Below are 23,643 nucleotides of genomic sequence, written 5' to 3'. Positions count from 1 at the left end.
CTTAAAAATTAGGGTTAAGTGCCGCTTAAACATTTCCTGCCATCGTCCGGCCGTGAGTTTCAGACGTGGGGCTTTCGTGTCGCCTCACTTGGCCCAAAAGGACGAAGCCAATGCGTAGCGTAAAGACCCTGATTGCCGCCGGTGCGGCATCTCTGTTGTCCTCGGCGGCGTTCGCTGCCGACATGCCCATCATGCCGCCACCTCCGATGGCGTATGCTCCTCCGCCGGTCCAGGATTTCGGCGGCTGGTATCTGCGCGGCGACATCGGCATGACCAACACCCAGGCCAAGCTGCACGTCAACGCCTACGACACACTGCCGGCCGGCACCGCCTTCAACCAGTTTGGCCACGGCTTCGACGGCGGTGTGCTCTACGGCATCGGCGTCGGCTATCAGTTCAACAGCTGGTTCCGCGCCGACATCACCGGTGAGTATCGCTCGAAGGTAAGCTTCAACGGCACCGATCTCTTCACGTTCCCCGGGCCCAGCCCGCTGAGCGACGCCTATCATGGCGGCATCCAGAGCTGGGTCGGCCTCGTCAACGTCTACGCCGATCTCGGCACCTGGGGCTGTTTGACGCCGTTCATCGGTGCCGGTGTCGGTGCCGCGACGCTCAAGACCTCGGCCTTCTCCGACGTCGCGACGTTCCCGAGCGGGTCGGGCCTCACCAGCTCCTTCATCGCGGATGGCGCCACCAAGACCAATTTCGCCTGGGCGCTGCATGCCGGTGTCGCCTACAAGGTCACCAACAACTTCACGGTCGAGCTGGCCTATCGCTACCTCGATATGGGCACTGCCGGCCACGGCCAAGGTCACTTCTTCGACGGCACGCCGGCCGGTCCCTCGAGCTTCCAGTTCCGCGACATCACCTCGCAGGACGTGAAGCTCGGTGTGCGCATGGCCTTGCCGTGCTGCGACGTGCCGCCCCCGCCGCCGCCGCCGCTGATCCGCAAGGGTTAATTTCCAGCGTTCACGGTTAACGATTGCAACGGCGCGGGACCATCCCGCGCCGTTTTTCTTTGCCGCGTCATGTCGCGAACTTGCCGCGCCATGTGCGCACTTCTGCAACTTGTGTGCTCGAAAACGGGCGGCGACAACGATTGGTTAAGGTTAACAGGCGATGATCAACGCGAAATCGGTGCGGTGGATGGAGCGTTGCAATGCGTAGGTTGGTGCTGGCGGCGATGATGATTGGAACGGTGACCGGCGCGCAGGCTGCCGACCTGCCGGACTTTCCGATCCTGCGCGGCGGCTTCAGCGACGCGCCCAGCACACCGGTTAACTGGCGCGGCTTCTACATCGGCGGGCAGGGCGGCTACGGCTCGTCCGATGAGAATTTCCGCGGCACGAATACCAGCCTGCTCGCAGGCTTGCTGGATCACAATGTCATCCAGCAGATGGACGTCGCGAACTGGAATCTCGGGCTCGGCAAGGCATCCCAGCGCTCCTCGGCGTGGGGCGGCTTCGCCGGTTACAACTGGCAATACGACGACGTCGTTGTCGGCATTGACGCGAGCTACATGCACGGAAAGTTCGGCGGCGCTTCCGTCGCCAACAAGGAACTGGTGAGCGGGAATGCGCTCACCGACGGCAATTTCCATGACGTGCGGGTCGATTCGTCGGCGTCGATCCGGATCAACGACATGGCGACGATCCGCGGCCGCGCCGCCTATGCCTGGGGCTGCTTCCTGCCCTACATCTTCGGAGGCGTCGCGTTTGGCAATGCCGATATCTCGCGGTCCGTCACCGTCAACGACGCGGTCAGCACCAGCCAACTGGGGCCATTCACGCAGCTCGCACCACTGACCGCATCGGATGTTCAGCATAATCATCTGGTGTATGGCTACACCGGCGGTCTCGGTTTCGACGTCAATATCACGGGCGGGCTGTTCATGCGCGCCGAGTGGGAATATGTCCGCTTCACGTCCACCGTCGATACCAGCATCAATACCGTGCGCGCCGGTCTCGGTTACAAGTTCTGAGGCAAAGCCGCCCAACTTGACAGCCCATGGCGTGACTGGTCGGATATCGCTCCGCAAGCGGAGCAATCTCACATGAAAATCTACGGCGACGCCAATTCAGGCAACTGCCTGAAGGTGAAGTGGGTGTGCGACAGGCTGGCGCTGCCGTACACATGGGTCGAGATCGACACCATGAAGGGCGGCAGCCGGACCGCGGAATTCCTCAAGCGAAACGGCTGGGGCCAGGTGCCGACGGTGGAGCTGGATGACGGCCGCACGCTGGCGCAATCCAACGCCATCATTCGCTACCTCGCGCGCGGCAGCGACCTGATCCCGAGCGATCCCTATCGCGCGGCGCAGATGGATGCCTGGATGTTCTGGGAGCAGAACAGCCACGAGCCTTATGTGGCCGTCTGCCGCTTTCAGGCCGTGTATCTCGGCAAGGCCATCTCGGAGATCGATCCGAACCTCGTCAAGCGCGGCTATGTCGCGCTCGATCATCTGGAGCGGCATCTGGCGGGCACGCAATTCCTGGTCGAAGACGCGTTCTCGCTCGCCGACGTCTCGCTGCTCGCCTATACGCGTGTCGCGGAGGATGGCGGCCTCGCACTCGCGCGTTATCCCGCGATCCGTCGCTGGATCGCCGATGCCGAGCGCGTGCTCGCGCTGCCGCCGGTCCGCTGACCTCAAGCGAATGCCGCCATGACTGAAGCCTCATCCATCACGATCCGCCGCGCCCGCCGCGAAGACATCGCCGCCATCGTCGGCATGCTTGCGGACGATCCGCTCGGCAGTGCGCGCGAGCGGATCGAAGACCCGTTGCTGCAACGCTATTACGAGGCTTTCGCGCGGGTCGAGCGCGATCCCAACCTGCAACTCGTCGTCGCCGTCGACGGGGAGGGCGTCGTCGTCGGCTGTCTGCAGCTCGCGGTTCTGCCAGGCATCAGCTCGCAGGGCGGCTCGCGCGGCCTGCTCGAGGACGTTCGCGTTGCAAAGCATTGCCGCAGCCGCGGCATCGGCGAGAAGCTCGTGCAATGGGCGGTCACGGAGGCGCGCGCGCGAGGCTGCATGCTCGTCGAATTGCTGACGCATCAGACGCGGGTCGATGCGCAACGGTTCTATGAACGGCTTGGGTTCGCACGCAGCCATGTCGGGATGACGATTCGATTTTGAAAACGCGCGCGGGAAGGTTGTGCCATCTACCGGGGCAATGCCTGCGGCAGCCGTTGCTCTGCGATCCGGTTAACAGGCGATAAACTAAGCTGGCCTCCGTGATTTTACGGGTCGGAACGAGTCCGCTATGTCGGACGTCTCCCACGGGGCGCTGGCAACTGGGGATTGGAATGTCGGATTATTCGATCGTGCGGGTCGGCAACGAGTATATCGTGCAGGTCGGCGAGAAGAGTATTTTGAAAGTATCGAGCCGGCGCAGGGCGGTTAAGATCATGACTCTGGCGGCAGATTTGCTCGATCAGGAGACGATCCAGCAGGTCGAGGATGCCCCATCAATCAGCCGTGATGCCCGGATCGTTCCAGACGAGTCCGAACTTTCTTGACGTTTGGGTACCTTTCCACTATCCCCGACCGCGGGAAACCTCTCCCCACCGAGAGGCAGCTATCTGGAAGGGTAGACTATGATTGCAGCGAAGCCCGCTTCGCGGCCTGAAGTGCCGCATTTTTCCTCCGGCCCCTGTGCCAAGCGCCCCGGCTGGAACCCCAACAATCTCAAGGACGCCGCCCTCGGCCGCTCGCATCGCGCGAAAGTCGGCAAGGCCAAGCTCAAGCTTGCGATCGAACTGACGCGCGAGGTGCTTGAGGTGCCTGCCGATTACAAGATCGGCATCGTGCCGGCGTCGGATACCGGCGCGGTCGAGATGGCGTTGTGGTCGCTGCTCGGCGAGCGGCCCGTCACCACGCTCGCCTGGGAATCCTTCGGCGAGGGCTGGGTCAGCGATATCGTCAAGGAATTGAAGCTGAAGGACGTCACCAAGCTCAACGCGGCTTATGGTGAAATCCCCGATCTCTCCAAGGTCGATCCGAAGTCGGATATCGTCTTCACCTGGAACGGCACCACCTCAGGTGTGCGCGTTCCGAACGCCGACTGGATCAGCGCGGATCGCGAAGGCCTGACAATTTGCGACGCGACGTCGGCCGCCTTCGCGCAGCCGCTCGATTTCGCCAAGCTCGACGTCGTCACCTTCTCCTGGCAGAAGGCGCTTGGCGGTGAAGCCGCGCACGGCATGCTGATCCTGTCGCCGCGTGCGGTGGAACGGCTCGAGACCTACAAGCCGGCCTGGCCGCTGCCGAAGATCTTCCGCCTCACCAAGGGCGGCAAGCTCAACCAGGGCATCTTCGAGGGCGAGACCATCAACACGCCGTCGATGCTCTGCGTCGAGGACTATCTCGATGCGTTGAACTGGGCGAAGTCGATCGGCGGCCTGAAGGCGCTGATCGCCCGCGCCGATGCCAACACCAAGGCGCTCGCCGACTGGAAGGCGCGGACGCCGTGGATCGACTTCCTGGCCAAGGATCCCGCGATCCGCTCCAACACCTCGGTGTGCCTGAAGTTCACCGACCCCGCGATCACTTCGCTTCCATCCGACGCACAGGCCGACTTCTGCAAGAAGCTGGTCGCGCTGGTGGAGAGGGAGAACGCCGGCTTCGACTTCGCGTATTACCGCGACGCGCCGGCCGGTTTGCGGATCTGGTGCGGCGCCACCGTCGAAGCCAAGGATGTCGAGCTGCTGACGCAGTGGATCGACTGGGCCTTCGCCGAGACCAAGGCAGCGTTGCCCAAGGCGGCTTAAGTTTTCTTGTCACCTCTCCCCGTTCTTACGGGGAGAGGTCGGATCGCGCAGCGATCCGGGTGAGGGGCCCTCTCGGCTTGTTCCTCGCCCGTGGCTGCCCCTCACCCCAACCCTCTGCCCGCAAGAGCGGGGAGAGGGAGAAGTGATCAGAGACTTCACCACATCGGTCCAGGAGACCCGCCCGCCGCAGGGCAAAGGAACAATCGAGATGACAAAACCCAAAGTTCTGATTTCCGACGCGCTGTCTCCCGCCGCCGTGCAGATCTTCAAGGATCGCGGCGTCGAGGTCGACTTCCAGCCCAACCTCGGCAAGGACAAGGAAAAGCTCGCCGAGATCATCGGCAATTACGACGGCCTCGCGATCCGCTCGGCCACCAAGGCGACCGCCAAGCTCATCGAGAAGGCGACCAGGCTGAAGGTGATCGGCCGCGCCGGCATCGGCGTCGACAATGTCGAGATTCCGGCCGCGACCGCCAAGGGCATCATCGTGATGAACACGCCGTTCGGCAATTCGATCACGACCGCCGAGCACGCGATCACCCTGATGCTGGCGCTGGCGCGCGAGATCCCGCAGGCCGACGCCTCGACCCAGGCCGGCAAGTGGGAGAAGAACCGCTTCATGGGCGTCGAGATCACCGCCAAGACCCTCGGCGTGATCGGCTGCGGCAATATCGGCACGATCGTCGCCGACCGCGCGCTCGGCCTGCGCATGAAGGTGATCGCGTTCGATCCGTTCCTGTCGCCGGAGCGTGCCAAGGACATCGGCGTCGAGAAGGTCGAGCTCGACGATCTCTTGAAGCGCGCCGACTTCATCACGCTGCACACGCCGCTGACCGAGAAGACCCGCAACGTGATCGATGCGGCCGCGATCGCCAAGATGAAGAAGGGCGTGCGCATCATCAACTGCGCGCGCGGCGGCCTGGTCGACGAGCAGGCGCTGGTCGACGCGCTGAACTCCAAGCACGTCGCGGGCGCCGCCTTCGACGTGTTCGTCGAGGAGCCGGCGACCTCGAACGTGCTGTTCGGCCATCCCAACGTGATCTGCACTCCGCATCTCGGCGCCTCCACCACCGAAGCGCAGGAAAACGTCGCGCTGCAGGTCGCCGAGCAGATGTCGGACTATCTGCTGTCGGGCGCGATTTCCAATGCGGTCAACTTCCCTTCGATCACCGCGGAAGAGGCGCCGAAGCTGAAACCGTTCATCGAGCTCGCCGAAAAACTCGGCTCGTTCGCCGGCCAGCTCACCGAGAGCGGCATCCTCAAGACAGAGATCACCTACGAGGGCCACGTCGCCGAGATGAAGATCAAGGCGATTACCTCGGCGGTGCTATCGGGCCTGCTGCGGCCCATGCTGGGCGAGGTCAACGTCGTCTCGGCGCCGGTCGTCGCCAAGGAGCGCGGCATGGTGGTCGACGAGGTCGTCCGCGCTGCGCAGAGCGACTATGAAAGCCTGATCACGGTCACCGTCACCACCGAGCGTCAGGAGCGTTCGGTGTCCGGCACCGTCTACGCCGACGGCAAGCCGCGTCTCGTCGACATCAAGGGCATCCGCGTCGACGCCGAGTTCGGCAAGTCGATGATCTATGTGACCAACGAGGACAAGCCGGGCTTCATCGGCGCATTCGCGAGCCTCTTGGGTGATGCGAAAATCAATATCGCGACCTTCCATCTCGGCCGCGTCAAGCAAGGCGGCGACGCCATTGCGCTGGTCGAGGTCGACGGCGCGGTGCCGCCGGAGCTGCTCGCCAAGGTGCAGACGCTGCCGCAGGTGAAGCAGGCCAAGGCGCTGACGTTCTGAGCCGCTGACGTTTTAAAGGCGCTGGCGTTTCAAACGCTGTTTGAGCGGTCCTCGTCATCGCCCGGAACACCCGGGCATGACGGAGGGAAGATACCGCTCAAGCAGTCCATATTCCGATCTGCGGAACATGACGCCGTCTCCGGTCGCGGAGGCGGCGTTTGTCGTTCCGGGACGTCCGGTATTGCTGTTGCGCCCGACGAAAAATGTGTACGAACGGGCCACGACGCGCCACAATGACCGTCATCTCAGAGGGAGAAAACAATGCGTGAAGCTGTAATCGTTTCCTACGCGCGCACAGGCCTGGCGAAGTCCGGCCGTGGCGGATTCAACATCACCCCGCCGATGTCGCTCGCCGCGCACGCCATCAAGCACGCGGTCGACCGCGCCGGTGTCGACAAGGAATATGTCGAGGATTGCTATCTCGGCAATTGCGCGCATGGCGCGCCGAACATCGGCCGCCAGGCGGCGCTGCTCGCGGGCCTGCCGAAGTCGACCGCCGGCGTCTCCGTGAACCGCTTCTGCTCGTCGGGCCTGCAGACCATCGCGATGGCCGCCAACTCGATCCGTTCCGACGGTTCCGATTGCATCGTCGCCGGCGGCGTCGAGAGCATCTCGATTCCCGGCGGCGGCTCGCCGAAGGAATCGATCGATCCCGAGCTGCTCAAGACCGCGCCCGACATCTTCATGGCGATGATCGATACCGCCGATATCGTCGCCGAGCGCTACAAGCTTAGCCGCGAATACCAGGACGAGTATTCGCTGGAGTCGCAGCGCCGCATGGCGGCCGCGCAGCAGGCCAACAAGTTCAAGGACGAAATCGTCCCGATGAAGACCAAGATGAAGGTGGTCGACAAGGCGACCAAGGCCGAGTCGATCGTCGACTACGTGGTCGATCGCGACGAGTGCAACCGCCCCGAGACCACGCTGGAGGGCCTCGCCAAGCTCGAGCCGGTCAAGGGCCCGGGCAAGTTCGTCACCGCCGGCAATGCCAGCCAGCTCTCCGACGGCGCCGCCGCCGTGGTGCTGATGGAAGCCAAGGACGCCGAGAAGCGCGGCCTCAACCCGCTCGGCCGCTTCGTGGCCTGGGCCTCGGCCGGCTGCGAGCCCGACGAGATGGGCATCGGCCCGGTCTTTGCCGTGCCGAAGCTGCTCAAGCGCCATGGCCTGAAGATCGACGACATCGATCTCTGGGAGCTCAACGAGGCGTTCGCCAGCCAGTGCCTCTATTCGCGCGACCAGCTCGGCATCGATCCCGAGAAGTATAACGTCAATGGCGGCTCGATCGCGATCGGCCATCCCTTCGGCATGACCGGCGCCCGGCTCACCGGCCACCTGCTGCAGGAAGGCCGTCGCCGCAAGGCCAAGTGGGGCGTCGTGACCATGTGCATCGGCGGCGGCCAGGGCGGCGCCGGCCTGTTCGAGATCTACAGCTGAGCGCAACTCGGCTGACCGCTCAGGATTTGCAGCACGGCGCCTCAAGGGCGCCGTGCTTTTTGCGTACTCTCTCCCGCCGTCATTGCGAGCGAAGCGAAGCAATCCATTGTCACCGCACATGCGGACGGATGGATTGCGTCGTCGCTTCGCTGCTCGCAATGACGGTAATGGAGACCTTCCGACACCGCCGCGCCATGCGGCAGCCGTCGCGGCGCCATCGTCGTGCCGCAGGGAAACCTCAATCGAACCAGTCCCTTCCTCGCTGCGTCTCACCACGAGAAACGGCGCGCCGTCGAGCCCGGCGCGCCGTTCGTCTCGCGCGCCATGCGGCGTTTTTCCGGAGGGATGTCATGTGTAGGATTGCGAATTATCTTGTGACCACCAGCCTGGTGCTGGCGGGTACGCTGGTTGCCGGGCCGCTGCATGCGGCCAATCTCGATGCGGCCTCGCAGGTCGATGCCGTGACCGTCTATCCCGATGGCGCGAGCGTCACCCGCGTCATCACGCTGGATCTGCCTGCCGGCGACAACACGCTCATCGCCAGGGATTTCCCGATGGGGCTCGATCCGTCCTCGCTGCGGGTCGAGGGCGAGGGCGGAGCGAAGCTCACGATCGGCGCGATCGATACAAAGCTGCCGCAGCCCTTGCTGCCGCCAAACCTTTCCGAGATCGACAAGCGCATCGAGGCGCTGAACGATCAGCGCGCCGATTTGCAGGGACTGATCAGCGCGGCCGAGGCGCGGCGCAAGTTTGCCGAGCGGTTTGCCGAGGCGTCACCCGCGGGCCTCGGCGAAAAGGGCGAGGCGCGTCCGCTCAGCGAGTGGCGCGCGGCGTTCTCGGCGGTGGCCGACGAGGTCGCAACCGCCGACAGCGCGATCCGAGACGCCGAGCGCAAGATCCGCGTGATCGATCGCGATCTTGCGCAGCTCGCAGCCGATCGCACCAGCAAGCCGCCGAGCAGGGTCGAGGTGCGGATCGACGTCGCCTCGCAGGCGGCGACCAAGGCGACCTTGCGGGTCACCTATGCGGTTCCCAACGCGCGCTGGACGCCGCTCTATGACGCCCGGCTCGACACCGGCGCCAAAGACCGCAAGCCCGCGATCGAATTAGTGCGCCGCGCCGAGATCACCCAGTCGACCGGCGAGGACTGGTCGAACGTGGCGCTCGTCGTCTCCACCGTGCGGGTCGCGCGCGGCGGCAATGCGCCCGACCTCCGCTCGCTGATCGTGCAATATCCGCAGCCGCCGCGGCCGCTGGCGAAGCTTTCGGGAGAGGCCAGCATGCGGTCGCGCGAGGCGCTGGCACCCGCGCCGGCCGCCGACGCGGTTCAGCAGTTCCGCTTTGGTGGGGGACGCATGGACGAACTGGAAGCCACCGCCGAGGTCGGCGCCTTCCAGGCCACCTTCAGGATCCCCGGCCGCGTCAGCGTTGCCGCCAATGAGGGCGCCAAGAGTCTGCGCATCTCGACGGCGACTATCACGCCCGATCTCGCGGTTCGCGCCGTTCCGGTGATCGACCCGACCGCGTTCCTGGAAGCGAGCTTCGTGCAGGCCGACGATGCGCCGCTGCTGCAGGGGCAAATCTCGATCTACCGCGACGGCATCTTTGTCGGCCGCAGCCGGATGGCCACCGCCGCCAAGGACGAGACCGTGCGGCTCGGTTTCGGCGCCGACGACAAGGTCAAGATCGAGCGCACGGTGGTGAAGCGCAACGAGGGCTCCGCCGGCCTGATCGTGACCACGTCGAAGACCGACGAGCGCGCGTTCAAGACCACGGTGCGCAACGGCCACGACTTCCCGATCAAGGTCGCGATCCAGGATCAGCTCCCGGTCAGCGAGAGCGACGATATCGTGGTCGAGATGCTGCCGCCGTCGACGCCGGCGACGACGACCAATCTGCGCGACAAGCGCGGCGTGCTGGAATGGGCGTTCGAGGCCAAGGCCGGCGAAGTCCGTGACGTCAATTTCGCCTGGCGGATGCGTTGGCCGAAGGACAAGGGCGTCGTGATGGTGCCGGCGGGCTAGAGCCCGTGCCGGGCTCTTGCGTTGTTGCTTGACGCGTTTTCTTCACGCGAACCGGAACCCACCTCGCGTGAAAACGCTATGAGGGACCTGCGTCATCTGCCGATGACAACCCTCCCGATCTCGGGCATCACTTTGCCAAAGGCAACAAAGCCTGAGATCGGGAGGATCCATGAGCTACCAGCACATCATCGTCGATGATCCGCGTCCGCGCGTCCGCCGCATCACGCTGAACCGCCCCGAGAAGCGCAACGCGCTGAACAACCGCCTGCGCGGCGAGATCTTCGAGGTGCTGGAGCAGGCCGACCGCGATCCCGGGATTTCGATCTCGATCCTGCGCGGCGCCGGACCCTGCTTCTCGGCGGGTTACGATCTCTCCGCCGACAACCGCGTCGACCAGCCCTATCATTCGGCATCCGGCCCCGGCCAGTGGTCGCGCCATGTCGTCGAGGGCTGGTTCTCGATCTGGGATCTCGCAAAGCCCGTGATCGCGCAGGTGCACGGCTACTGCCTCGCCGGCGGCACCGAGCTCGCGACCGCCTGCGACGTGGTCTACGTCGCCGACGACGCCCAGATCGGCTATCCGCCGGTGCGGCTGATGAGCCCGCCCGACATGCAGTATCACCCTTGGCTGGTCGGCATGCGGCGCGCCATGGAATTGATGCTGACGGGCGACGCGATGTCCGGCCGCGAGGCCGCCGATTGGGGCTATGCGACCCGGTCGTTTCCGCTCGCCGAACTGGAGGCGAAGACGCTGGATTTCGCCGAGCGCGCGGCCAAGGTGCCGATCGAGCTGCAACAGCTCAACAAGCGCAGCGTCCACCGCGCGATGGAAATCATGGGCGCCCGCGCCGCGATCCGCGCCGGCACCGAGATCCAGGCGCTGGCCTTCACGACCGAGGCCAGCAAGGCCTACATGGCGGGCTTCCGCCGCGATGGCGGCAGTGTGAAGGCCCAGCTCGACCAGCGCGACACGACGTTCGGGGATTACCGGACGAAGAAGGAGTGAGGATCACGTAAGCCGCGTGCTGAGCTGTATCACCGTCACCCTGAGGCGGCCGCAAAGCGGCCGTCTCGAAGGGCGGCGGCCCGGCTGTCTCCGTGCGGCTGCATCGTGGCCCGTGCATCCTTCGAGGCTCGCCCAGCGGCGCAATTGCGCCGCAAGGCTCGCACCTACAGCGACAAAGGCGAAGCCTTTGCTTGTCCCTTGAGCTCGGGCGCCTCTGGAATACTGGGTCGCCCGGTCGAGCCGGGCGACGACACTGTTGTGGGTGGCGAGCGCCCCTTCACTTCGCCTTCAGGAAGTCGCCGACCTCGAGCAGCATGAACTCGTCGTCATCGGCCTTGTTCGGGTCGCGGCTCGACGAGAATGGCAGGTTGTTGTCGTTGCCGACGATGATGTGGGTCTCGTCGACCCGGTCGACATTCTCGATGGTGAAGAACGGGAAGGTGTAGACGCCGTCGTTGAGCGGCTTGCGGGCCTTCTTGTTGGGATCACGGATCTTCATCAGGTCGATATGGGCGATCTTGCGCACCGGCTTGCCGACGTTGGCGTCGGACAGCTCGATCTTGTAGACGCGCTTGAACTTGGCGAGGTCGGGAAAGCAGTTCTCGCCGCGCTGGCCTTGCGGGCAGGCCTTGTCGGCGGTGCCTTCGCCATTGTCGCGTTCGATGACGAGGCCCTGAGCCGGATCGATCATGTTGAAGTCGCCGATCGCATTGCCGTTCTGCTCGAACACGTACTGCCAGTAGCGTCCGGTGAACTTCTCCGCCGCGACGTCGAATTCCAGGATGCGCGAGGCTTCCTTGCCGTCGACCTTCTCCCAATCCTTCTTGTCGGCATCCCACAGCGGGCCTTCGAGCAGGCCGTAGAGGAACTTGCCGTCCTTGGAGGAAGCAAAGCCTTCATAGCCCTTGGAGCGGCGCAGGTTGACGTTGGTATAGGAGGCGCCGGGCGCGCCGGGTGACTGCACCGCCCAATGATCCGGCGAACGCACCGGCTTGCCGTCGGCGACGGTCTCGAACACGGCGAGGATCTTGCCGGTCTTGTCGGCCTTGAGGATGTAGGGCCCGAACTCGTCGCCGATCCAGAAAATGTCGTTGATGATCTGGAAGCCCTCGGTGTCGAAATCGGCACCGGTCAAATAGCGCTTGGCGGTGTCCTCGTGCACGATGCGGAACGGCACCTTCCTGTCGGGATCGTGCAGGAACACGGTCTCCTGACGCTCGATCTTGCCGTTCGCCCAGTCGATCTTGTGCCGGTTCAGGTACAGCATCGAGTCGGCCGAGTTGTAGCGCGAGCCCATGCCGTTGTCGGTGATCACCCAGAACGAGCCGTCGGGCATCACCTTGATGCCGGAATGGCCCTGCAGCGGCTGGCCCTTGAACGGTAGCGACACGCCGGTCGGCCGCTCATAGGACTTGCCCATTACGGTGCCGATGGCGTCGACGCGCTTGCCGGTGGTGTATTTTCCCGAAGTCTTCAGATCGTTCGGGGCGTCGGCGGGGGCGTCGATGAAGCTCTCCGCCGGCATCACGGCATGTCCTGCCAGTGTCGCCGGGAATTCGCCCTCGCTCTGCGCGAACGCCGATGTGGCGAGCAGGATCGAGGCGACGGAGCAGAGCAGGGACAGGCGCATGGTTGATCTCCCAAAGGATAAACGATGCGGTGTTCTCCGAGCCGCCTGTTACAACCGGCTGACAGTTTTGTGAACCGCGGATGTTGCGGCGGGATAAGGCTTGCGGCGTTACGTCGCCTCTCTCCGTCATGCCCGGCCTTGTGCCGGGCATCCACGTCTTTGTTGCAGTTAGAGAGGTAAGACGTGGATGGCCGGGACGAGCCCGGCCATGACGAATAACGGGACCATCGTGAGGCGGTTAGATCGGCCGCGTCGTTTGCGGCAGCAGGAACGGCACGCCGTCTCCGGTGTAGGCGATCGCGGCGTCGATCTCGAAGATCTCGCGCAGCGTCTCGGCTTTCATCGCCGCCGCGCGGTCGCCGTCGACGGCCAGCCGGCCGCGGTGCAGCAGCAGGACCCGGTCGGCGAACCGCATCGCGAGGTTGAGGTCGTGCAGGATCGCGATCACCGCGGTGCCGCGCGCGGCGCGCCGTCGCGCCGTTTCGACCAGGTCGATCTGGTGCCGCAGATCGAGGCTCGAGGTCGGCTCGTCCAGCAGCAACAGTCCGGGTCCATGCAGCGCTTCGCCGCAGGCGAGCTGCACCAGCACGCGGGCGAAATGCGCCCGCTGCTGCTCGCCGCCCGACAGCGTCGGCAATTGCCTGAAACGGAAACGCGCGAGCCCGACCTCGTCGAGCGCCGCCTCGACCAGCGCCCGCGCCACGGCGCGCGGGCTTTCGCCGGCGCCCATGCCGACGATTTCCTCGACGGTGAACGGGAAGGTGACGTTGACGTGTTGCGACAGCATCGCGCGGTGCTGCGCCAGCGCGCGTGGTCCGTAAGTTTGCAGGTCGCGCTGCCTCAGCCTGATCGTCCCGCGCGACGGACGCAGGTCGCCCGACAGCATCCGCAGCAGGGTCGATTTGCCGGCGCCGTTGGGACCGACGATCGCGAGCATCTCGCCGGCACCGATCTGCAGCGACACCGCATCGACCAGCGTCGTGCCGCCGACCGTCATCGACACCGACTGCGCTTCGAGCAGGGCCGTCATAGCGACACCAGTCCGCGCTGCCGCAGCGGCATGGCGAGGAAGAACGGCGCGCCGATCGCCGCGGTCAGGATGCCGATCGGCATTTCCGCGGGCGCCACGATGGTGCGCGCCACGGTGTCGGCGCCGACCAGGAGGATGGCACCGAGCAGTGCGGACGCCGGCAGCAGCAGCCGATGCGCGGGCCCGATCACCAGCCGCAACAGATGCGGCACCACGATGCCGACGAAACCGACCACGCCGCAGACCGAGACCGCGACGCCGGTCATCGCCGACACCAGCACGATCGAGATCCGCTTCAGCCGTTCGACGTCGACGCCGCTGTGAAACGCCTCGGCCTCGCCGAGCACCAGCACGTCGAGCCTGCGCGCGATCGAGAGGCAGGCGACCAGCGCCACCGCCAGCACCGGCGCCAGCGCCGTGAGCTTGCTCCAGGTCGCGCCGCTGAGCGAGCCGAGCAGCCAGAAGGTGATGTCGCGCAGCTGGCGGTCGTCGGCGACGAACACCAGAAGGCCGATGCCGGCATTGGCGATCGCGGCGATCGCAAGCCCGGCCAGCAGGAAGATCGCAATCGATGTCCGGCCGCCGCGGCTGGCGATGCCGTAAAGCACGATGGTCGTGATCAGCGAGCCGGCAAAGGCCGCGATCGGCAGCAGCTGGTGCTGCAGGAAGCGCAGGCTTTCGCCGAGATGGCTGTCGGTGAACACGATCGCAGCTGCCGCGGCGAACGCGCCGCCGGAGGAGACGCCGACCAGTGCGGGGTCGGCGAGGGGATTGCGGAACAGGCCCTGCATGATCGCGCCTGATACGGCAAGCAGTCCGCCGACCATCGCCGCCGCTGCGATCCGCGGGATGCGGATCGACCACACCACGAGCTGGTCGCGTGCGAGCTGCGGGTTGGCGACACTATCAGCCCATAGCCCAAGCGCTGCCGGAAGCCGCGCCATGGGAATGCCGGCGGCCCCGACCGTCAGGGCGACCAGCGCGGTCGCTGCGAGCGCCGCAAGCAGGCAGAGCAGGGTGAGTGTCGCCGCCGGCCGCAGCGACATGCCGGCGCGCCGTTGTTTCGCTCGTCCGCGGCGATCGGCGAGCCCGCTCATTGCCGGCAATTCGCGGTCAGCGCTGCCGGCTTGAAGCTGTCGGCCTCCGGCGCCAGCGCCGGATAGAGCTTGACCGAGAGGTCGCGTGCCGCGGCCGCAGTGCGCGGTCCGAAGCCGAGCAGATAAAGGCCTTCCATCGAGATGAAGGCCTTGTTGGCCGCGACCGGCGTCAGCGCGAAGGCCGGATGCGCGAACACGGCATCCGACGTCAGCGAGTCCTTGCCGCGATCGATCGACAGCACGACATCCGGTTTCGCCGCCACGATGGCCTCGTCATTGACCGGCTTGTAGCCGTCGTAACCGTCGATGGCGTTGACGCCGCCGGCAAGCCGGATGATCTCGTCCGCGGCGGTCTTGTGGCCCGCGGCCATCGCCCGGCCATTCAACAGCGACATCACGAACATCACGCGCACCGGCTTCGTCACCCTGGCGCGCAGCGCGCGCAGTTGCGCGAGATCGCTCCCCACCGCCGTGGTCAGGCAGGCAGCGCGCGGATCGGCACCCATGGCGTGGCCCACCAGCCTGATCTTCTCGACCAGCCCGGCCTCCGAGAACGTCTCCGGCACCAGCACCAGCGGCACCTTCGCCGCCTCGAGCACGTCCATGGTCTCCTTCGGCCCGGAGCCCTGCACTGCGAGCACCAGCGACGGGTGCAGGCCGAGCACCCCCTCCGGCGACAGCTGGCGCATGTAGCCGACGTCGGGCTTCTCGCGCAGCGCGGCCGGCGGGTAGAGGCTGGTCGCATCGACGCCGGCGATGCGGTCCTCGAAGCCGAGCGCATAGAGGATCTCGGTGATCGCGCCGCCGATCGAGACGATCCGCGACGGATTGTCGATCACGACGTCGCGGTCGCGTGCGTCATGCACGGTGATGCCCTCGGCCGTCACGGCTTCGATCGGCAGCAAGCAGGAGAAGGCGAGCAGAGCGAGCGTGCGACAAATTGTCATCGGGGCCGTCACTTCGTGAGGATCAGCTTGTTCTGCGAGGTCAGCCGCAACCGGTAATGTTCTTCGCCATGCATGATGATGATCTCGCGCTCCGCCGCGAACAGGTCGCGACTGTCGAGACGATTTCCGCGCATGATCAGCGTTTTGGCTGCGCCGGATGCAGGCTCGGTCTGCTTTCCGGCTGCGCCGATATTGTCTCCGGAAGCTGCGGACATATTGTGGTGCTGCGCCTGCGAAAATTTTCAAACGGTGTTTGCTTGTATAAGCGGGCGAAGGCGCATTCCAACGGCTGCACTTTACAATCGATATAAACAGCGCCGCCGCATTCTTGACCGTTTTGTTGCCGGCTCGTAACCAATCCTCACGCGATGCAGGCCGGTGGCTTGATCGCGATGTAGCCAGCAAGCCGCTCGTCAGAGAGCGCACGCCAGCCAAACCAGACAAGCGATGATCAGGCTGGGGCTAGAATGGCTGACGGGGCTAGGGTTTCGCGCGCCCTGATTTTGGGCGCGTCGGTGTTTTCATTTACGGCGGCACTGCCGGAGCGCGGGTTCGCACAGGCCGCCGATCCGTCGGCTGCGCGTCCTTCGACCGAGCGGCCGAAGCAGGCCAAGCGGAAGCCGAAGCCGGCGGCCGAAGCTCAGGCGGCGCCGGCGGCGATGAATGCGCAGGCGCAGATCGGCGCGGTGCCGGTGCAATCGCTCGACACCATCACGGCGGTGGCGTCCAAGACCGAGGAGCGCGCGATCGATGCGTTGGCGCCGGTCAGCTCCGTCACCCTGGAGAAGATCCAGGGCCTGCAGCCGAACCGGCTCTCCGATATTTTCTACGCCGTGCCCGGCGTCTCGGTCCAGGAGCGCGGCGACGATCCGGCGACCGTCATCAACATCCGCGGCTTGCAGGATTTCGGCCGTGTCGCTGTTGTCGTCGACGGCGCGCGGCAGAACTATCAGCGCACCGGCCACAACGCCAACGGCTCGTTCTTCCTCGATCCCGAATTGATCGGCGGCGTCGACGTGGTGCGCGGCCCGACCGCGAACATCTACGGCTCCGGCGCGATCGGCGGTGTGGTTTCGTTCCGCACCAAGGACATCGACGACGTGGTGCGTCCCGGCGAGCGCTGGGGTGTCGACATGTCGGGCTCCTACGGCACCAACAAGGACCGCGGCCTGGGCTCGGTGTTCGGCGGCGTACGCGTCGATCCGAATGTCGATGTGTTCGGCGGCGCCGTCTATCGCACCCAGGGCAATTACAAGGACGGCGCGGGCACCGAGATCGGCAACACCGGCAACGATATCGCGGCCGGCCTGATGAAGGTGACGTTGCGCCCCGCAGAAGGCCACGAGTTCAAGATCGGCGGCATCTTCCAGGACTACCAGTACGATATCGGTCAACCGAACCGCGGCCCGACCACGACGACAGCGCCGCTGGCGGCCATCGCGGGCTCCTCGGTCTACGCCTCCGACGCAAAGAACTACACGGGCACCTTGAGCTGGCGATATTCCAAGCCCGACGACATGCTGTTCGACTGGAACATCTCGGTCTACGGAAACCGCACCGACAACGACCAGGTCAAGACCTATAACAACCGCATCACCACCGGCGGCGGGGTCTGCACGCTCGCCAATCCCGGCAACAACATTTCCGGCTGCGTCGGCGACAAGCGCGGCTATTTGCTCGACACCGTCGGCGTCGACGTCAACAACACCTCGCGATTCAATTTCGGCGACTGGCGCAACGCCGTGACGTACGGCTTCGACGCCTTCCGCGACGATGTCGAGACCTTCGATTCGCGCGGCAATTCCAACATCACGACGCCGGGCGGCCAGCGCACCGTGTCCGGCGGCTTCGTGCAGCTGAAGCAGAACTATTCGACCTGGCTCGAGCTGATCAGCGCTGTCCGCTACGACCATTACGAGCTCAATTCGATCAACACCACGACCAGCGGCGACCGGCTGTCGCCGAAGATCACGCTCGGCGTCACGCCGGTTGCCGGCTTCACGCCCTATGTCAGCTATGCCGAAGGCTATCGCGCGCCTTCGATCACCGAGACCCTGATCGCGGGCGGCCACGCCACCGGCGGCGGGCCGGCGCTGTTCAATTGCCCCGACGGCACCAGCGGCCTGTTCTGCTTCCTCCCCAATGCGGCGCTGCGGCCGGAGGTCGGCAAGAACAAGGAAGGCGGCATCAATCTGAAATATGACGGCATCTTGACGGCGAGCGACTCGTTCCGCGGCAAGATCAACGTGTTCCGCAACGACGTTGACGGCTATATCGATCTCGTCGCGTCGGCGCCGACCCTGACGCCGTTCGGGCGGTTCAGCCAGTTCTATCAGTACCAGAACATCGCCCACGCCCGCATCGAGGGTTTCGAGCTCGAGACGATGTATGATGCGGGCGACTGGTTCGTCGGCGTCGCCGGCCATTTGATGCGCGGCCGGAACACCCAGACCAATGTCGGGCTCGCCACCATCACGCCGCGCAAGGTGACGACGACGGGCGGCGTCCGCCTGCTCGACCGGTCGCTGATCATGGCCGCGCAATGGTCCTCGTTCGGCGCGAACAACGACCTGCCGGCGGGCTATCTGCCCTCGACCGGCTACGAGCTTGTCAATCTCTATCTGACCTGGAACGCCACCAAGGACATCACCTTCACGGCGTCGGTCGACAACCTCTTGAACCAGTACTACCGGCCTTATGCGATCCCGGGCTCCTCGACCGACGGCACGACGCAGAACGACGTGCTGTTCTCGAGCCCAGGTCCGGGCACCGTCTACAAGGCCGGGCTCAGGATTCACCTAGGTGGAGCGTAACGCGAGACGCCGATCATTCCATCCAGGTTGCTCCGGCCGCGCTGGTGCCCCCAGCGCGGCTTTGGCGCGTTCATGCTATTAACGAGATCAGCCGGCAGGATCCAGGCATCCGCCGTCAAACAGGAGAGAGTTTTCATGTTCATCGCAATGAACCGGTTCCAGGTGATCAAGGGCAAGGAGCAGGCGTTCGAGACGGTCTGGAAGACGCGCGAATCCTATCTCGGCGATCTGCCTGGATTCATCGAGTTTCACTTGGTGAAGGGCCCCGAGGCCGAGGACCACACGCTCTATGCGACCCACACCGTGTGGGCCAGCAAGGGGGCGTTCGAGGACTGGACCAGGTCGGATGCGTTCCGCCGTGCCCATTCGCGCGCTGGCAACGAGACCGGCGGCAGCCTCTATCTCGGCCATCCCAAATTCGAGGGCTTCGAGGTGCTGATCACCGAGCGCGCGAAGAGCGCCGCGTGATGGAGGCGGTCGTGCAGAACGCGGAGCTTGCGGGATTGAAGGCCCATATGGCCGACAATCCCGGCGCGGTCATCGAGGATGTCGCTCGCGAGCGTAAGCTGACGCCGCGCGCGGTGCTCGAGGCGCTCCCCGAGAGCATGGTGCGGATCGGCCCCGGCGAGTTTGCCGCCGCGATGCAGGACATCGCGGAGTGGGGCGAGGTGACGCTGATCGTGCATACCGATGACGCGATCTTCGAGTTCACCGGCGCCATTCCGAACGGCGAGGTCGGCCGCGGCTATTTCAACCTGATGCAGCCGAAGGGCCTGCACGGCCACCTCAGGCACGAGCGCTGCGCGGCGATCGCCTTCGTCGAGCGGCCTTTCATGGGCAAGGTGTCGGCGTTCATCGCCTTCATCAATCGCGACGGCGGCATCATGTTCAAGGTGTTCGTCGGCCGCGACGAGACGCGCGCCCTGCGCGGCGATCAGCTGGTGCGCTTTCATGCGCTGGCGGACCGCCTCGCGCCGCAGCCGGGCTGACACCAACGAAGGACGGGAGGCGATCATGTCGCAGCGCTGGCTTGGGCAAGGCATCTGGATGGCGGCGTCGGCCGGGTTCGGCATGCTGCCGGGGGCGAGCCTTGCCGCAGCCGACGCCGCGCTGCTGCCGCGCAACCTCTCGCCCTGGGGCATGTTCGAAAGCGCCGACATCGTCGTGAAGGCGGTGATGGTCGGGCTCGCCTTTGCCTCGCTCGTTACCTGGACGGTCTGGCTCGCCAAGACGATCGAGATCCGCCGCAAGACCGCGCTCGCCCGGCAGCGGATCGGCCTGCTGGAACGCGACACCCAGCTTGCCGAGGTCGAGCAGGCGAGCCGCGACGGCAACGATGCGGTGGCGCAGATCGTGCAATCGGCCTCGCGCGAGGCTGCGCTGTCCGGCGGGATGTTCGACGACGGCTTCAAGGAACGCATCGCGCTGCGGCTGGAACGGGTCGAGGCAGCGATGTCGCGGCAGATCGCGCGCGGCACCGGTGTGCTGGCGACGATCGGCGCCACCGCGCCGTTCGTCGGCCTGTTCGGCACGGTGTGGGGCATCATGAATGCCTTCATCGGCATCTCCGAGACCCACACCACCAATCTCGCGGTGGTCGCGCCCGGCATCGCCGAGGCGCTGCTTGCGACCGCGCTCGGCCTGGTCGCTGCGATTCCGGCGGTCGTGATCTACAATCACCTGACCCGTTCGATCGCGTCCTACCGCGCATTGCTCGGCGACGCCTCCGTCATGGTGATGCTGCTGGTCAGCCGCGAGGGCGATCGCAGCCTGTTCCGGCTGGCGCGCGCTGCGGAGTAGGCGATGGGCGCGAAGCTTGGCACGGGCGGCGCGTTCGGCGGCAGGCGTCGCGGCGATGACGATCTGGTCGAGGCGCACGAGATCAACGTCACTCCGTTCATCGACGTGATGCTGGTGCTGCTCATCATCTTCATGGTGGCGGCGCCGCTCGCGACCGTCGATCTCGGCGTCGATCTGCCGGCCTCGACCGCCGAGCCGCAGCCGCGCCCGGACAAGCCGGTGTTCGTCACCGTGAAGCCCGACCTCTCCGTCGCGGTCGGCGAGGACGTGATCGCGCGCGAGACGCTGACGTCAACGCTCGATGGCGCCACGCAGGGCAGGAAGGACGAGCGCATCTTCCTGCGCGCCGACAAGGCGGTCAGCTATGGCGATCTGATGGAGGTGATGAACCTGCTGCGCAACGCCGGCTATCTCAAGATCGCGCTGGTCGGCCTCGACGGGCGTAGCTGATCCATGAATGCGTACGCGCTTCATGATGCGGGCGGCGAGATCCGGCTGCGGCGCTGGGGCCTGTCGGCGGCAGCGATCCTGGCGGTGCATGCGGCGCTGCTCGCGCTCGGGATGACGTGGGTCTCGGCGCCGCCGCCGGGCGTCGCCGTGCCGGCGGTGCTGGTCGACCTGACGCCGATCACCTCGGCGCCGAAGATTTCGGAGACCGAGCTGCCGCCCGGCCCGGCGATGCAGGAGGCCGACGCGTCGCCGCCGGCGCCTGCCGCCGCGCAGCCCGTGCAGCAGGAGATCGCGCCAACGCCGATGCAGGAGAAGCCCGACGTCGTCGCGCCGCCGGAGCAGAAGCAGCAGATGTCGCCGCCGCAACCCGAGCCCGCGAAAGTCGTTCCGGAGACGAAGCCCGAACCGGTCAGGCCGAAGGTGGCTCGCCGGGAAGCCAAAAAGCCGTCCGAGGCAACGCCGGCACCGCGCACCAGCGCGCCGAGCCGTGCCGAACGGCAGGCGCCGGCTGCGTCCGCGATCAGCGCCGGTGCAGCCGCGTCAGCGATCGCGGCCTATAACGCACGCGTCCGCGCGCATCTGCTGCGCTTCCATTCCTATCCCGCGGGCGGCAACGGTCAGCGCGGCGTGGTCCGCCTGGTGTTCACGCTCGGCCGCGGCGGGCAGGTGCTGTCGAGCCATCTCGGCGGCTCGTCCGGTAATCCGACCTTCGACGCGCGGGCGCTGGCGATGGTGCGCCAGGCGCAGCCGTTTCCGGCGTTTCCGTCCGAGATTACGCAGGGCTCGATGGGTTTCTCCGTGCCGGTCGCGTTCGTGCCGCGGTAGCGTCAAGTTAGCCGCACTTTCATCCCCGTCATCCTGAGGAGCGGCCAGTTGGCCGCGTCTCGAAGGATGCACGGCCCCGCCGGTGGCCGTCGATCCTTCGAGACGCGCTTCGCGCTCCTCAGGATGACGGGGATAGATCGAGTGAGCTTCAATACGCCGGAAGCTCCGTTACTCCTTCACCGCCCCCGTCAGCGACGACACGTAGTAGTCGACGAACAGCGAGTAGAACAGCGCGACCGGCAGCGAGCCGAGCAGCGAGCCGGCCATCAGCGCGCCCCACTGGTAGACGTCGCCGGTGACGAGCTCGGTCAGGATCGCGACCGGCACCGTCTTGTTGGCGCCGCTCTGGATGAAGGCGAGCGCGTAGATGAACTCGTTCCAGGACAGCGTAAAGGAGAAGATGCCGGCCGAGATCAGACCGGGCACCGCGAGCGGCAGCGTGATCCGCCACAGGATCTGCAACCGCGTCGCGCCGTCGACCAGCGCGCATTCCTCGAGCTCGTAGGGGATCGACTTGAAATAGCCGATCAGGAGCCAGGTGCAGAACGGCACCAGGAAGGTCGGATAGACCAGGATCAGCGCCAGCGGCGAGTCGAACAGCCCGAACTGCACGATCACGGTGGCGAGCGGAATGAACAGGATCGACGGCGGCACCAGATAGGCGAGGTAGATGCCGAGGCCGACATAGGGACTGCCGCGGAAGCGCAGCCGCTCGATCGCGTAGGCGGCGAGCGTCGAGGCGAACAGCGACAGGAAGGTCGAGCCGATCGCGACCAGCATGGTGGTCTTCAGCCAGCGCGGATAGGCGGTGTCGAACAACAGATGCTTGATATGCGCGAGCGTCGGCGAGGTGATCCAGAACGGATTGTGCTCCTTGTAGTTCAGGAGCTCGGCATTCGGTTTGAACGAGGTGACCGCCATCCAGTAGAACGGAAACAGCAGGATCAGGATGAAGCAGGCGAGCGGCAGATAGATCATCACCACGCGCCGGGCGCGGGAGTCCCACGCCATCGTGTCGGGCGTGGCGCTGGCGACGTTGGAGGATTGGGCTGCAACGTCAGTCATTGGCTTCTCCCTGCTGCCATTTGCGGCGCGCGAGGCCGAAGTAGCTGAACAATGTCGCGAACACCAGGAACGGGATCATCGAGACGGCGATCGCGGCACCCTCGCCGAGTTCGCCGCCGGCGATGCCGCGCTGGAACGCCAGTGTCGCGAGCAGATGGGTCGAGTTGACCGGGCCGCCGCGGGTGATGGCGTAGACCAGCTGGAAGTCGGTGAAGGTGAAGATGATCGAGAACGTCATCACGATCGCCAGGATCGGCATCATCATCGGGAAGGTGATGTAGCGGAAGCGCTGCCAGGAGGTGGCGCCGTCGAGCATCGCCGCCTCGTAGAGCGAGGGCGAGATGGTCTGCAGCCCCGCCAGCAGCGAGATCGCGACGAACGGGATGCCGCGCCAGATATTGGCGGCGATCAGCGAGAACCGCGCCGGCCAGGGCGAGCCGAGGAAGTCGACATTGCTGTCGCGCCAGTGCAGCACGTCGACCAGGAGATAGGAGATGATCGAGAACTGCGGATCGTAGATCCACCAGAACGCCAGCGCCGAGAGCACCGTCGGCACGATCCACGGCAATAGCACGATGGCGCGGATCAGGCTCTTGAACGGGAAATGGTTGTTGAGCAGCAGCGCCAGCCAGAAGCCGAGCGCGAACTTTCCGAAGGTTGCGATCGCGGTGTAGAAGATCGAATAGAACACCGCGTTCCACCACAAGGGATCCTTGAGCAGATACTGGAAGTTCTCAAGCCCGATGTAGATGCCGCGCTGGCCGATCGTGGTGTCGGTGAAGGCGAGCCAGATGCCGAGGCCCAGCGGATAGGTGAGGAACACCAGCAGCAGGCCGATCGCGGGCGCAAGGCACATCACGATCAGGAACGGCTTGTAGTCGAACAGGCGTGCGAGCCAGCCCGGCTGGTGCAGCGCCGTGCCGCGTGAGGGGAGGGTGGTGACAGACATCAGGTTCC

The 23,643-nt window shown here is 65.5% G+C and carries 23 protein-coding genes; 16 read left to right on the top strand and 7 right to left on the bottom strand.

Features of this window, described 5'->3' with window-relative positions:
• Positions 1 to 110: 110 nt before the first annotated feature.
• The 10 genes from XI02_RS37670 to XI02_RS37630 all read left to right on the top strand — a co-directional run bounded on the left by XI02_RS37670 (position 111) and on the right by XI02_RS37630 (position 11,029).
• Positions 111 to 959 (top strand): outer membrane protein, encoded by an 849-nt coding sequence (locus XI02_RS37670; protein ID WP_172646855.1) that lies wholly within the window; start codon positions 111 to 113, stop codon positions 957 to 959.
• 200 nt (positions 960 to 1,159) lie between these two features.
• Positions 1,160 to 1,981: an outer membrane protein gene (locus tag XI02_RS37665; RefSeq protein WP_172646856.1), complete on the top strand. Its 822-nt coding sequence runs from the start codon at positions 1,160 to 1,162 to the stop codon at positions 1,979 to 1,981.
• A 72-nt stretch (positions 1,982 to 2,053) separates the two neighbouring features.
• Positions 2,054 to 2,644, top strand: coding sequence for a glutathione S-transferase family protein (locus XI02_RS45675; RefSeq protein ID WP_172646857.1), 591 nt, complete (start codon positions 2,054 to 2,056; stop codon positions 2,642 to 2,644).
• 18 nt (positions 2,645 to 2,662) lie between these two features.
• Positions 2,663 to 3,133 (top strand): GNAT family N-acetyltransferase, encoded by a 471-nt coding sequence (locus tag XI02_RS45670; protein ID WP_172646858.1) that lies wholly within the window; start codon positions 2,663 to 2,665, stop codon positions 3,131 to 3,133.
• Positions 3,134 to 3,303: 170 nt separating this feature from the next.
• On the top strand, positions 3,304 to 3,516 hold the full coding sequence (locus XI02_RS37655) for a hypothetical protein (protein ID WP_016846671.1): 213 nt from the start codon (positions 3,304 to 3,306) through the stop codon (positions 3,514 to 3,516).
• Positions 3,517 to 3,594: 78 nt separating this feature from the next.
• Complete coding sequence (locus XI02_RS37650; RefSeq protein ID WP_172646859.1) at positions 3,595 to 4,767, top strand: phosphoserine transaminase; 1,173 nt, start codon at positions 3,595 to 3,597, stop codon at positions 4,765 to 4,767.
• Between the two features lie 208 nt (positions 4,768 to 4,975).
• On the top strand, positions 4,976 to 6,565 hold the full coding sequence (gene serA / locus XI02_RS37645; protein WP_028340546.1) for a phosphoglycerate dehydrogenase: 1,590 nt from the start codon (positions 4,976 to 4,978) through the stop codon (positions 6,563 to 6,565).
• Between the two features lie 261 nt (positions 6,566 to 6,826).
• Positions 6,827 to 7,999: an acetyl-CoA C-acyltransferase gene (locus XI02_RS37640; RefSeq protein WP_016846668.1), complete on the top strand. Its 1,173-nt coding sequence runs from the start codon at positions 6,827 to 6,829 to the stop codon at positions 7,997 to 7,999.
• A 350-nt stretch (positions 8,000 to 8,349) separates the two neighbouring features.
• Positions 8,350 to 10,023, top strand: a complete 1,674-nt coding sequence (locus XI02_RS37635) for a mucoidy inhibitor MuiA family protein (RefSeq protein WP_172646860.1) — start codon at positions 8,350 to 8,352, stop codon at positions 10,021 to 10,023.
• Between the two features lie 169 nt (positions 10,024 to 10,192).
• Entirely contained in the window at positions 10,193 to 11,029 is an 837-nt protein-coding gene (locus XI02_RS37630; protein ID WP_016846665.1) for an enoyl-CoA hydratase-related protein, read from the top strand.
• A 277-nt stretch (positions 11,030 to 11,306) separates the two neighbouring features.
• On the opposite strand, the gene XI02_RS37625 is transcribed toward XI02_RS37630, so the two are convergent.
• From XI02_RS37625 to hemP, 5 genes are all read right to left on the bottom strand, one after another.
• The gene (locus XI02_RS37625) at positions 11,307 to 12,659 is read right to left on the bottom strand and encodes an esterase-like activity of phytase family protein (protein WP_172646861.1); all 1,353 of its coding nucleotides are present in this window, start codon (positions 12,657 to 12,659) and stop codon (positions 11,307 to 11,309) included.
• A gap of 238 nt (positions 12,660 to 12,897) precedes the next feature.
• A complete protein-coding gene (locus tag XI02_RS37620; RefSeq protein ID WP_194483270.1) occupies positions 12,898 to 13,689 on the bottom strand; it encodes a heme ABC transporter ATP-binding protein in 792 nt (263 codons plus the stop codon).
• Complete coding sequence (locus tag XI02_RS37615; RefSeq protein ID WP_172646862.1) at positions 13,686 to 14,786, bottom strand: iron ABC transporter permease; 1,101 nt, start codon at positions 14,784 to 14,786, stop codon at positions 13,686 to 13,688. Before XI02_RS37615 ends, XI02_RS37620 begins: the two co-directional genes overlap by 4 nt.
• Positions 14,783 to 15,733: a hemin ABC transporter substrate-binding protein gene (locus XI02_RS37610; RefSeq protein WP_172646863.1), complete on the bottom strand. Its 951-nt coding sequence runs from the start codon at positions 15,731 to 15,733 to the stop codon at positions 14,783 to 14,785. The genes XI02_RS37615 and XI02_RS37610 overlap by 4 nt, the downstream gene beginning before the upstream one ends.
• 8 nt (positions 15,734 to 15,741) lie before the next feature.
• Positions 15,742 to 15,948, bottom strand: a complete 207-nt coding sequence (hemP, locus tag XI02_RS45665) for a hemin uptake protein HemP (protein ID WP_016840569.1) — start codon at positions 15,946 to 15,948, stop codon at positions 15,742 to 15,744.
• Between the two features lie 252 nt (positions 15,949 to 16,200).
• Here hemP and XI02_RS37600 point away from each other — a divergent pair, with 252 nt between their 5' ends.
• The 6 genes from XI02_RS37600 to XI02_RS37575 all read left to right on the top strand — a co-directional run bounded on the left by XI02_RS37600 (position 16,201) and on the right by XI02_RS37575 (position 21,621).
• Positions 16,201 to 18,546 (top strand): TonB-dependent hemoglobin/transferrin/lactoferrin family receptor, encoded by a 2,346-nt coding sequence (locus tag XI02_RS37600; protein WP_172646864.1) that lies wholly within the window; start codon positions 16,201 to 16,203, stop codon positions 18,544 to 18,546.
• A 135-nt stretch (positions 18,547 to 18,681) separates the two neighbouring features.
• Positions 18,682 to 19,014, top strand: a complete 333-nt coding sequence (locus XI02_RS37595) for an antibiotic biosynthesis monooxygenase (RefSeq protein ID WP_172646865.1) — start codon at positions 18,682 to 18,684, stop codon at positions 19,012 to 19,014.
• A complete protein-coding gene (gene hutX, locus XI02_RS37590) occupies positions 19,014 to 19,535 on the top strand; it encodes a heme utilization cystosolic carrier protein HutX (RefSeq protein WP_172649056.1) in 522 nt (173 codons plus the stop codon). The genes XI02_RS37595 and hutX overlap by 1 nt, the downstream gene beginning before the upstream one ends.
• 58 nt (positions 19,536 to 19,593) lie before the next feature.
• On the top strand, positions 19,594 to 20,346 hold the full coding sequence (gene exbB / locus XI02_RS37585; protein WP_244981127.1) for a tonB-system energizer ExbB: 753 nt from the start codon (positions 19,594 to 19,596) through the stop codon (positions 20,344 to 20,346).
• Between the two features lie 3 nt (positions 20,347 to 20,349).
• Positions 20,350 to 20,796, top strand: coding sequence for a TonB system transport protein ExbD (gene exbD, locus XI02_RS37580; RefSeq protein ID WP_028333496.1), 447 nt, complete (start codon positions 20,350 to 20,352; stop codon positions 20,794 to 20,796).
• A 3-nt stretch (positions 20,797 to 20,799) separates the two neighbouring features.
• Complete coding sequence (locus tag XI02_RS37575; RefSeq protein ID WP_069276555.1) at positions 20,800 to 21,621, top strand: TonB family protein; 822 nt, start codon at positions 20,800 to 20,802, stop codon at positions 21,619 to 21,621.
• Between the two features lie 168 nt (positions 21,622 to 21,789).
• Here the strand turns inward: XI02_RS37575 and XI02_RS37570 are convergent, their stop codons facing one another.
• On the bottom strand, positions 21,790 to 22,632 hold the full coding sequence (locus XI02_RS37570; RefSeq protein WP_016840579.1) for a carbohydrate ABC transporter permease: 843 nt from the start codon (positions 22,630 to 22,632) through the stop codon (positions 21,790 to 21,792).
• A 46-nt stretch (positions 22,633 to 22,678) separates the two neighbouring features.
• A complete protein-coding gene (locus XI02_RS37565; RefSeq protein WP_172646867.1) occupies positions 22,679 to 23,635 on the bottom strand; it encodes a carbohydrate ABC transporter permease in 957 nt (318 codons plus the stop codon).
• Positions 23,636 to 23,643: the final 8 nt, after the last annotated feature.

Origin of the sequence: Bradyrhizobium sp. CCBAU 21365, from assembly GCF_015291305.1 — a bacterium.
In the GTDB taxonomy this organism is placed as follows: domain Bacteria; phylum Pseudomonadota; class Alphaproteobacteria; order Rhizobiales; family Xanthobacteraceae; genus Bradyrhizobium; species Bradyrhizobium elkanii.
This window is presented reverse-complemented; position numbering and strand designations above follow the sequence as displayed.